Annotated in this window: 9 protein-coding genes; 5 read left to right on the forward strand and 4 right to left on the reverse strand. The window is 63.8% G+C overall.

Annotation, left to right across the window (positions count from 1 at the left end; all coding sequences use genetic code 11):
- Nucleotides 1–15 precede the first annotated feature (15 nt).
- Nucleotides 16–1,089 carry a UDP-N-acetylmuramate dehydrogenase gene (gene murB / locus ACK41V_RS13085; RefSeq protein ID WP_409782987.1) on the reverse strand — a complete coding sequence of 358 codons (1,074 nt, stop codon included), beginning with the start codon at nucleotides 1,087–1,089 and terminating at the stop codon, nucleotides 16–18.
- Between the two features lie 76 nt (nucleotides 1,090–1,165).
- Between murB and ACK41V_RS13090 the strand changes: the two genes are divergently transcribed.
- The 3 genes from ACK41V_RS13090 to ACK41V_RS13100 all read left to right on the forward strand — a co-directional run bounded on the left by ACK41V_RS13090 (nucleotide 1,166) and on the right by ACK41V_RS13100 (nucleotide 3,466).
- Nucleotides 1,166–1,651, forward strand: a complete 486-nt coding sequence (locus ACK41V_RS13090; RefSeq protein WP_409782989.1) for a YajQ family cyclic di-GMP-binding protein — start codon at nucleotides 1,166–1,168, stop codon at nucleotides 1,649–1,651.
- A gap of 141 nt (nucleotides 1,652–1,792) precedes the next feature.
- Entirely contained in the window at nucleotides 1,793–2,440 is a 648-nt protein-coding gene (locus tag ACK41V_RS13095; protein ID WP_409782991.1) for a TIGR02281 family clan AA aspartic protease, read from the forward strand.
- 6 nt (nucleotides 2,441–2,446) lie between these two features.
- Entirely contained in the window at nucleotides 2,447–3,466 is a 1,020-nt protein-coding gene (locus tag ACK41V_RS13100; protein WP_409782993.1) for an HD-GYP domain-containing protein, read from the forward strand.
- A gap of 17 nt (nucleotides 3,467–3,483) precedes the next feature.
- Here the strand turns inward: ACK41V_RS13100 and plsY are convergent, their stop codons facing one another.
- The 3 genes from plsY to ACK41V_RS13115 form a co-directional block, all read right to left on the reverse strand.
- Nucleotides 3,484–4,152 carry a glycerol-3-phosphate 1-O-acyltransferase PlsY gene (gene plsY, locus ACK41V_RS13105; protein ID WP_409782995.1) on the reverse strand — a complete coding sequence of 223 codons (669 nt, stop codon included), beginning with the start codon at nucleotides 4,150–4,152 and terminating at the stop codon, nucleotides 3,484–3,486.
- Nucleotides 4,153–4,200: 48 nt separating this feature from the next.
- The gene (locus tag ACK41V_RS13110; protein ID WP_409782997.1) at nucleotides 4,201–4,692 is read right to left on the reverse strand and encodes an aminoacyl-tRNA deacylase; all 492 of its coding nucleotides are present in this window, start codon (nucleotides 4,690–4,692) and stop codon (nucleotides 4,201–4,203) included.
- Between the two features lie 86 nt (nucleotides 4,693–4,778).
- Nucleotides 4,779–5,738: a LysR family transcriptional regulator gene (locus ACK41V_RS13115; protein ID WP_409782999.1), complete on the reverse strand. Its 960-nt coding sequence runs from the start codon at nucleotides 5,736–5,738 to the stop codon at nucleotides 4,779–4,781.
- 175 nt (nucleotides 5,739–5,913) lie between these two features.
- On the opposite strand from ACK41V_RS13115, the gene ACK41V_RS13120 reads away from it, so the two are divergent.
- Together ACK41V_RS13120 and ACK41V_RS13125 are read left to right on the forward strand one after the other, a co-directional pair.
- Complete coding sequence (locus ACK41V_RS13120) at nucleotides 5,914–6,912, forward strand: Bug family tripartite tricarboxylate transporter substrate binding protein (protein ID WP_409783001.1); 999 nt, start codon at nucleotides 5,914–5,916, stop codon at nucleotides 6,910–6,912.
- Between the two features lie 30 nt (nucleotides 6,913–6,942).
- Complete coding sequence (locus ACK41V_RS13125) at nucleotides 6,943–8,364, forward strand: M20 family metallopeptidase (RefSeq protein WP_409783003.1); 1,422 nt, start codon at nucleotides 6,943–6,945, stop codon at nucleotides 8,362–8,364.
- The last annotated feature ends 72 nt before the right edge of the window (nucleotides 8,365–8,436 follow it).

Here is an 8,436-nt window from a genome sequence, read left to right on the forward strand (position 1 = left end):
TCGACCAAACGACCACTAAACGACCACCGGTTCGGGCTCCAGCCGGATGCCAAAACGTTCGTACACACTCGTCTGGATGGCCTTGGCCAGTGTCATCACCTCGCCACCTGTCACGCTGTCGGCGCCCTGCCCCCGGTTGACCAGCACCAGCGCCTGCTTTTCATACACGCCGGCTTTGCCGATGGATTTTCCCTTCCAGCCGCAGGCATCGATCAGCCAGCCCGCTGCCAGCTTGATGCTGCCGTCGGGCATGGGGTAGTGCACGATCTTGGGCTCGCGCGCGATGATGTCGGCGCACTGGTCAGGCGACACCGTGGGGTTTTTGAAGAAGCTGCCGGCGTTGCCCACCACGGCGGGGTCGGGCAACTTGGCTCGGCGGATGTCGCAGATCCAGTCATAGATTTGCTCGGCGCTGGGGTTTTCCACCCCGGCTTCCACACGGCGGCGTTCCAGGTCGAGGTAACCCAGCACCGGCTTCCAGGGCTTGGGCAGCCGAAAGCGCACATGCGTGATCACCGCCCTGCCCGCCAGCCCCATGCCGCGGGGCAGATCACCCACCTCTTGGCCGCCCGCAGGCGCATGCTTGAACACCGAATCCCGATAGCCAAAACCACATTGCGCTGCATCCAGCGTAAAGGGCTGGCCGGTGAGCAGATCGATAGCGTCCAGGGATTCAAAGCGGTCTTGCAGCTCAACGCCGTATGCGCCGATGTTCTGCACAGGCGAAGCGCCCACCGTGCCGGGGATCAGAGCCAGGTTCTCCAGCCCCGGGAACCCTTGGGCGAGCGTCCAGGCCACGCAGTCGTTCCAGACCTCGCCAGCACCCGCCTCCACCACCCACGCCTTGGGAGAGTCGTCCACCAGGCGCAGGCCCTTGATCTCCATCTTGAGCACCAGGGGCTTCACATCACCGGTCAGGATGATGTTGCTGCCGCCACCCAGCACAAACTTGGGCGCTGGGGCCAGTTGTGCGTCGGCCAACACAGTCAACAGATCGGACACGGATTGCACGCGCACCAGGGTTTGGGCGCGCGCAGCGATGCCAAAGGTGTTCCAGGGCTGTAAAGGGGCGTTTTTCTCGACTACCATTGGTCCGATTGTCGCACCCGCCCCTGTGGGCGGCCTGCGAACCACCCCCGTTTTCCCTGAGATTGAGAGCCCTCCCATGCCATCTTTTGACACCGTTTGTGAAGCCAACCTGGTTGAAGTAAAAAATGCGGTGGAAAACACCGTCAAGGAAATCACCACCCGCTTTGATTTCAAGGGCACCTCCGCCAGCATTGAAATCAAGGACAAGGAAATCACCATGGTGGGCGATGCCGAGTTTCAGCTCACCCAGATCGAAGACGTGCTGCGCAACAAGCTCACCAAGCGCAACGTGGACGTGCGTTTTCTGGACATGGGCGATGTGCAGAAGATGGGCGGCGACAAGGTCAAACAAGTGATCAAGGTGCGCAGCGGCATCGAGAGCGAGCTGGCCAAGAAGATTCAGAAAATGATGAAGGAAAGCAAGCTCAAGGTGCAGGCGGCCATTCAGGAGGACAAGGTGCGCATCACCGGCGCCAAGCGCGACGACCTGCAGGCCGCCATGGCTCTGATCCGCAAGGATGTGACGGACGTCCCGCTGTCGTTCGACAATTTTCGCGATTGAGATGGAGCACCCCCTGAGTCGCTTCGCGCCTTCCCCCTCCAGGGGGACGACGCCCTCGCTGCGGGGCGGCCCTTGCTTGGCGTCCATCGCCGGGCCGCGCCAGTCGCGAAGCACGTGGGGGGCGCAAAGCGCCACCGATCAATGACAACTCACTCCTTTGCCATGGCCGCGCTGGCCGCTTTGTCTCTCGCTCCATCCTGGGCCAACGCGCAGGCCGTAGCTTTGGCAGGCATGTTGGGCAGCAAGGCCTTGCTGGTGGTGGATGCGAACCCACCCAAGGCGGTGGGTGCGGGGGACGAGTACCAAGGCGTCAAGGTGATTGCCGTCACCAAAGAAGAAGCCACCGTTGAAGTCAACGGCGCGCGGCGTACCTTGCGGCTGGGTGAAGCGCCCGTGAGTGTGGGCGCCCGTGGCAGCAGTGGCAAACGCGTCATCCTGATGGCCGACAGCCGCGGGCATTTTGTGAACAGCGGCACCATCAATGGCCGCGTGATGCAGTACATGGTGGACACGGGTGCATCCACCATCGCGATCGGCCGCACAGATGCCGACCGCATGGGGTTGAACTACCAGGGCGCAGAGCCCGTGCGCATGAACACCGCCAATGGCGTGGCCCAAGGCTGGCGCATCAAGTTGGACTCGGTGCGACTGGGTGATGTAGAGGTGCTGGGCGTCGAGGCCATCATCACGCCCCAGCCCATGCCGTATGTACTGCTCGGCAACAGCTTCTTGACGCAATTCCAGATGACCCGCATCAACGACCAGATGGTGCTGGAAAAACGCAACTGACCTGCCATGTCCGCTCAACCCAGCTCCGGCAACCACCGCACCGAAGGCGAGTACGAAGACCTGCTCAGCCTCTGGGCCGACCTGGAGTCGGCGCTGTCGGTCTTGCTGTCCCGTCCCCTGCAGGTGCAGGACTTTTCGGCCAAGGTGCGGCAGTTTGACGGCTGGCTGCAAGACTTGGTGGCGCATGACATCGATGCGGCGCTGTATTTGATGTTCCAGCTGGCCTCCACCTCCACGGTGGGCTACAGCGCATCGCACGCGCTGGTGTGCGGCACCTTGTGCCACATCATGGCAATTGAGCTGAAACTGCCCCAGCGCGAGCGCGATAGCCTCGTGCGCGCAGCGCTCACGATGAACATTGGCATGACCCGCCTGCAGGATGAGCTGGCCGAACAACGGGAGCGCCCAAACGCCGCCCAGCAAGAAGCCATCAGAAGCCACCCCGAGGACAGCCTGGTGCTGCTGCAGCGCTTGTTCATCACCGATGCGTTGTGGCTGGACGTGGTGGGACAACACCATGCCTGCGTGTCTGACAGGGTGCCACTGGCGGACCAGGACCCCGAGGACCGCCTGACGCGCATCCTGGGCACCATCGACCGCTACGCCGCCATGATCAGCCCGCGCAAATCCCGCGTGGGTCGCAGTGCCACTGACTCCGTGCGCGCCATCGTGGGGCAAGAGATCGACCAGCGCGACGAGGTGAGCTACACACTGGTGCGCTCTATCGGGCTTTGCCCGCCGGGCACGTTTGTGAAGCTGGACAACGGCGAAACCGCTATTGTTCTGCGCCGCAGCGACAAGGCCAACCACCCGTTGGTGGCCAGCCTGCTGGACAGCACGGGCACGCACCGCGCCCAGCCCAACCTGTACCAAACGGCCAGTGGAAAACCCCGCATTCAGTCAGCGCTGGCTCGCGCTTCGGTCAGCCTGGAGCTCAATCACCGCACCATGGTGCGGCTGGGCTTGTACGCCGCCCAGCACAGCGCCGGGGTGCGCGGCGTGACGACGGGGCCAGGCTCGCTTTGAGCCTGAACACCGTCGGATTACTTCGACTGTTTGCCGCTTGCGGCTTCTGCGCCTGGTTTCGCTTTTTTGCTGCCAAGGCGTGATTCCTTGCCTTCAATCAGCCGCTGGATGTTCTCTTTGTGGCGCCAGGCCAGCAGCAGCGCCATCACCACGATGGCTGCTGCAATCGTGCCCTCGGCATACCACACCACACCATCCACCAACAGGTAGTACACCGGTGCAAATGCGGCAGCCGCCAGCGAGGCCAGTGACGAGTACCGGAAGAAGAAGGCGATGATCAGCCACGTGGCGGCGGTGGCCAAACCCAGCCACACGCTGATGCCCAGCAGAACCCCCAGGGCCGTTGCCACGCCTTTGCCGCCTTCAAAGCGGAAGAACACCGGCCACAGGTGCCCCAAAAACGCAGCCAGCCCGACCATCGCCACGGTGCCATCGTTGAGGCCATAAGGCTCCCCAAACCACATCACCAGCGCAACGGGCAGCCAGCCTTTCATCGCATCCAGCAGCAGCGTCACGATGGCGGCGGCCTTGTTGCCCGAGCGCAGCACATTGGTAGCCCCGGGGTTTTTGCTGCCATAGGTGCGCGGGTCGTTCAGGCCCATGACGCGCGTCACGATGACGGCAAACGACAACGAGCCCAGCAAATAGGCGGCCACAGTGGCAAGGATGGGATACACAGCGGTCAAAGCAACTCCTCAAAATCAGGGGGACAGCGGACTGTCTTTCGCGGCGGCCTATTCTGCCAGTGCGCAATGCACCGGTTTGGCGTCCAGCAGCTGCACACACACCTGCGGGTCCAGCTGCACCAAAAAGCCCCGGCGCCCCCCATTGATGGCGATGCACGGCAACTCCAGAATGCTGGCTTCGATGTACACCGGCATGGCGCGCCGCGTACCAAACGGCGACGTGCCACCCACCAGGTAGCCGCTGTGGCGGTTGGCCACCTCGGGGGCACAAGGCTCCACCGATTTGGCGCCAATCTGGCGTGCGAGATTTTTGGTGGAGACTTTGCGATTGCCATGCATCAGCACGAGCAACGGCTTGGCGTCCTGGTCCTGCATGACCAATGTTTTGACCACGGTAAACGGGTCCAGCCCCAGCACCTCGGCACTGTGCATTGCGCCGCCGTGCTCCAGGTATTCGTAGGGGTGCTCGGTGAATGCCACCTTGTTCGCCTTGAGCAGCTGGGTCGCTTGGGTCTCGGAGATATGTTCTTTCTTGGCCATGGTGTGATCTGGGTAGGCTGCGAATGGTATCCATTTGTGCGCGCCTCCATTTGCAAGACATCACAAGAGGCCGACTCGCCTCAAAGTCAAAGCACCACGGCCGCAGGTCCACCGGCTGCCTTGCGCCGTCCCACCTTGCGTTTGCCATATTGCTCAATGGCGGACACCAGCGCCTGCGTGAACTGCCGCACCAACGCCGAAAGCTCTCGCCCTTCCACCGCCAGTACCTGGAGCCGACGCTGCTGCAACTGAACCTCGTCAAAAGGTCGCGCCGCCAGCAGGCCCGCCTCGACCCATCGCGCGGCGGTCAGGTAGCTGGCCAGCGCCACATCCTGTCCGCTCAAAAGCGGCAGCAGCGCCGACGAAAAATTGCTTTCCACCGCGGGCACATAGCGCAGGCCCTGCACGGCGCAGCTCAGGTCAAACAACTGCCGCCCCGTGATGCCGCTGGCACCGATCAGCAACGGGTAGCGCACCACATCTGCCACACTCACGCTGCGCTGGCGGGCCAGCGGGTGCTGGGCGGGCATGATGGCGTAGATCGGTGCAATGGCGGAATGCAACACCTGCAAGCCTTTCTCGGGTGCCACGCTGTACTTCAGCGCCAGATCGACCTCGCCACGAGCCACCAGCGCCGACACCTCCTGCGGCAAAGCCACTTGCAACTGCAGCCGCACCTGGGGAGCCACCTGCCGAAAGCTGGACATCACCAGCGGCATGAAGCTGGCGGCAAAACCTTCGGTGCAGGCTACACGCACACGCAGAGCCTCCTGGGCCGAGAGGCCGTGCAGTTGCTCTACCAGCTCCAGAGCCTGCGCATCGTGCGCGCTGGCGTGGGCCATCAAACGGCCCCCCGCCTCGGTCAGTGCCATGCCACGGGCCTGGCGTTCAAACAGCACCACCCCCAGGCTGTCCTCCAGCTTGCCCAGTTGGCGGCTGACAGCCGATGCAGCCACATGCAGGCGTTGCGCCGCCTGATTGACGGAGCCCGTGCGCGCCACCTCCAAAAAGTAACGCAGGGGCAGGCTGAGCAGTGAAACGTTCATATTTAGGCTGTAAACAAAAAGGCAATGATCAGTTGCCAAATCTCTATTCAGAGCAATGGTAAACCGGCTTCCATCTTGCATGTTTAAGGGCTCCAATTCACCCATGGCTGTGTGTGACCGGGGCGCCGTTTTTGCGACGCGCCTATCACCGCAGGCCTCAACTTCTGGAGTCCGCATGAAACGCCTTGTTCGAGCCTCTTTGCTGTCCGTTGCCCTGGCCACACTCGCCAGCACGGTCAGCGTCTCCCACGCACAGACGGCGGCGCCTACCGAACCATGGCCGCAGCGCACGGTACGTATCGTGGTGCCCTTCCCGCCCGGCGGTGGCACCGACGCCGTGGCACGCGCACTGGGCCAGAAACTGTCGGCGCGGCTGGACAAGCCGGTGGTGATAGATAACAAACCTGGCGCCTCCACCATCATCGGCACCGACAGCGTCGTCAAGGCCGAGCCCGACGGCTACACCCTGCTGGTGTCGGGCTCCACCAGCTACACCGTCAACGCAGCGCTGCGGCCCAAGCTGCCGTACGACCCGCTCAAGGACCTGGCGCCTGTGGCCATCGTTGCCCGCGCACCGCTGGTGATCGTGGTCAGCGCCAACTCGCCCTACAAGGAAATGACCGCACTACTGGCAGCCGCCAAGGCTGCGCCCAAGACCATCAACTACGCCACCTTCGGTTCAGGCTCAGCCCCGCATCTGGTCGGCGCACTGCTGGAGCAAGCCGCGGGAGTTCGCCTGCAGGACGTGCCCTACCGGGGCAGCGCGCAGGCCATGATGGGACTGATCGGCGGTGAGATCCAGTTCGCCATCGACACCGTGGCCAGCGCCGCACCCCATGTGCGCGCAGGCAAGTTGCGCGCACTGGCCATTGCGGGCAACGAGCGTGCCCGCGCACTGCCCAACGTGGCAACCGTGCAAGAGTTGAAGCTGCCAGGGGCAGCGTTTGACGGCTGGTACGCCATAGCCGCTCCATCCCGCACGCCAGCCGCCATCGTGGACAAGCTGGGCAAAGAAGTGGAGGCGGCCATGCGCGACACCCATCTGCAAGAACAGATTCGCGCACAAGGCATGGAGCCCGTGTTTGTCGGCCCCAAAGCCATGCATGCCACCATGGAAGACGAAATCGGTCGCTACCGCGCGCTGGCCCACCGCGCGCAGATCGTGGTGGAGTAACCCCAACCAACATATGCCAAGGAGAGCACGATGAGCCGAGAACAACTGATCCAGAACGTCCACCGCTACTTCGACAATGGCCAGTTTGCCAATGACCTGCGCCGCCGTGTGGCCTGGCGCACCGAAAGTGACACCGGGCAGGTTCCCCCCGCGCTGCGCGCGTACCTGACCGATGAAATCGTGCCTTGGCTGGAGCCGCTGGGTTTCGACTGCCAAGTGCTCGACAACAGCGACCCCAAGGGCGGCCCACTGCTGCTGGCCCGTCGGGTAGAAGACCCCGCCTTGCCCACCGTGATGACTTATGGCCATGGCGACGTGGTCAACGGGCAGGACAGCGGCTGGCGCGAAGGCCTGTCGCCCTGGGAGCTGACCATTGAGGGCGAACGCTGGTACGGCCGTGGCACGGCCGACAACAAAGGCCAGCACACCGTCAGTCTCTCGGCGTTGGCGCACACGCTGCAAGCCCGGGGTGGCCGCCTGGGCTACAACGTGACGTTGCTCATGGAAATGGGCGAAGAAGCCGGTTCCCCCGGCCTGGCCGCCTTCTGCGAACAGCACCGCGATGCACTGAAAGCCGACCTGTTTCTGGCCAGCGACGGCCCGCGCGTGAACGCCGCGCGCCCCACGCTCTTCCTGGGCTCGCGCGGTGCCATCAACTTCTCGCTCACCGTGCGCAGCCGCGACAAGGCGTACCACTCCGGCAACTGGGGCGGTGTGCTGGCCAACCCGGCCACAGTGCTCACACATGCCATGTCCACACTGGTGGATGCCAAGGGCCGCATTCTGGTCAAGGGCTTGCTGCCTCCAACGGTGCCCGCCAAGCTGCGCACCGCCCTGAAAGACGTGACCATTGGTACCGGCGCCGATGACCCCGCGCTGACACCCGGTTGGGGCGAACCGGGCCTCACACCCGCCGAGCAACTGGTCGGCTGGAACACGCTGGAAATATTGGCACTGGGCGCGGGCAATGCGCAGCGGCCGATCAATGCCATCCCCTCGCAAGCGGTCGCGCATTGCCAATTGCGCTTTGTGGTGGGCACCGACTGGCGCAATGTGGAAACCATCTTGCGCGAACATCTGGACGCCCACGGTTTTACCGAGGTGGCCATCACCCTGGGCATGGTGTGTGGCGCCACGCGGCTGGATTTGCACAACCCCTGGGTGGATTGGACACTGGCGTCGCTGCAAACCAGCGCCGGGCAGCCCGCCACCTTGCTGCCCAACCTGGCGGGTTCGCTGCCCAACGACATCTTTGCGGACCAGTTGGGACTGCCCACGCTGTGGGTGCCCCACTCGTACCCCGCCTGCGCCCAGCATGCGCCCAATGAGCACCTGCTCGGCTCCGTAGCGCGCGAAGGTCTGGCAGTGATGGCCGGGCTGTTCTGGGACCTGGGCGAGCCCGCAGGCGTGCCGTGGAAAGAAGGCGCGCTGAGCATGATCACCAGCACCTGAAAGTGGCGCGGCCCGACCAGTGCCCCCGCGCAAGGGCCGCCCCGCCGCACTGGGGGCGTCCCCCTGGGGGGA

Source organism: Acidovorax sp. (assembly GCF_046291265.1).
Lineage (GTDB): Bacteria > Pseudomonadota > Gammaproteobacteria > Burkholderiales > Burkholderiaceae_C > Acidovorax.

Excerpts from the sequence above, each read along its gene's own strand:
- murB (WP_409782987.1), bottom strand. The coding sequence starts at position 1,089 with ATGGTAGTCGAGAAAAACGCCCCTTTACAGCCCTGGAACACCTTTGGC.
- ACK41V_RS13090 (WP_409782989.1), top strand. The coding sequence starts at position 1,166 with ATGCCATCTTTTGACACCGTTTGTGAAGCCAACCTGGTTGAAGTAAAA.
- ACK41V_RS13095 (WP_409782991.1), top strand. The coding sequence starts at position 1,793 with ATGACAACTCACTCCTTTGCCATGGCCGCGCTGGCCGCTTTGTCTCTC.
- ACK41V_RS13100 (WP_409782993.1), top strand. The coding sequence starts at position 2,447 with ATGTCCGCTCAACCCAGCTCCGGCAACCACCGCACCGAAGGCGAGTAC.
- ACK41V_RS13110 (WP_409782997.1), bottom strand. The coding sequence starts at position 4,692 with ATGGCCAAGAAAGAACATATCTCCGAGACCCAAGCGACCCAGCTGCTC.
- ACK41V_RS13115 (WP_409782999.1), bottom strand. The coding sequence starts at position 5,738 with ATGAACGTTTCACTGCTCAGCCTGCCCCTGCGTTACTTTTTGGAGGTG.
- ACK41V_RS13120 (WP_409783001.1), top strand. The coding sequence starts at position 5,914 with ATGAAACGCCTTGTTCGAGCCTCTTTGCTGTCCGTTGCCCTGGCCACA.
- ACK41V_RS13125 (WP_409783003.1), top strand. The coding sequence starts at position 6,943 with ATGAGCCGAGAACAACTGATCCAGAACGTCCACCGCTACTTCGACAAT.